This is a genomic window from Streptomyces chiangmaiensis (genome assembly GCF_036281785.1).
In the GTDB taxonomy this organism is placed as follows: domain Bacteria; phylum Actinomycetota; class Actinomycetes; order Streptomycetales; family Streptomycetaceae; genus Streptomyces; species Streptomyces chiangmaiensis.
Genome location: NZ_JAYWVC010000615.1, coordinates 1 through 1,071, shown reverse-complemented (window position 1 = coordinate 1,071; position 1,071 = coordinate 1). Strand labels below are relative to the sequence as shown.

1 protein-coding gene and 1 pseudogene are annotated in these 1,071 nt (G+C 64.7%); both read left to right on the top strand.

The window, feature by feature from the left end; genetic code table 11:
* Positions 1-153 precede the first annotated feature (153 nt).
* Entirely contained in the window at positions 154-765 is a 612-nt protein-coding gene (locus VXC91_RS45980; protein WP_329513265.1) for a GNAT family N-acetyltransferase, read from the top strand.
* A gap of 170 nt (positions 766-935) precedes the next feature.
* Positions 936-1,071: pseudogene (locus VXC91_RS45975) on the top strand (RNA-guided endonuclease TnpB family protein); the annotation flags it as partial.

Sequence of the window (1,071 nt, the reverse complement as noted above, 5' to 3'; positions counted from 1 at the left end):
AATGAGCACGCTGCAGGACGGCTTCTGCACGCTGTACGGTCTACTTTCCGAGAGCGCCAGCAGGAATCGCCGAGGCGGCTTCTACCGAGATGTTGACGATCCGTCAGGCATCACCTCCGCTGATTTGACGGCCCGAAAGTTAGGTGAGTAGACATGCCTAGTCGCCCAAATCCACGGCATCGTGTGAGAGTCGACGGCTCCCGCATCGAGACTGAGCGGCTCGTGATACGACGGTGGTTGACGAACGATGCTGCAGCGGCCCTCGCCGTGTACGGAGAGGACGATGTGGCCCGCTGGCTGGCCCCGGCGATGACGACGGTGCCCAACAAGGACGCCATGGAAGGAGTGCTCCGCCAATGGATTGGGCAGTGCTCGAGCCTCGAGCCTCCGGCAGGGCGTTGGGCCATCGAACTGGCGGGGTCCGGCGAGCTCGTTGGAGGGGCCGCGATCCTGCCGCTGCCCCCCGACGGTATTGACCTCGAGATCGGCTGGCAGCTCGCAAGACCCTTCTGGGGGCGCGGCCTGGCGACCGAAGCGGGACACGGCGCAGCGCACTACGCGTTCACGGCGGGGGTGGACGAAGTCTTCGCAGTGGTGCGCCCCCACAACACGCGTGGAATCGCGACGGCTCGGCGCGTGGGCATGGAGTGGGTTGGCGAGACAGACAAGTACTACGAGCTCACCTTGCAGGTTTATCGGCTCCGAGAGGGGGACCTGGACGTCCCACCTCTTCTCGAGCACCACTCAAGAACAGGCAGCGAGTGATCGGGGGCGGCCGGTCGGCCATGAAGCGAGCTGCGGGCCCTGTCCGCGTGCTCTGATCCTGGATCCACCGCGCGATAGTCGGTCTGTGGACGACGAAATGAGAAGAGGTGCCCGCTGACCTGGGATGACGGGAGTTCCTACGCCCTGATCAGTCCCACGGAGCAAGGCACAAGCATGTGCGGGACGTCCGTCTCGTGCATCCGGCGCACACCACGATGGGCTGCGCATCGTGCGGAGCGAGAAGCAAGCATGCACTGCCTGTGTCGATGAGAACGTATGCCTGCACTGTGTGCGGGGCCGTGTCCT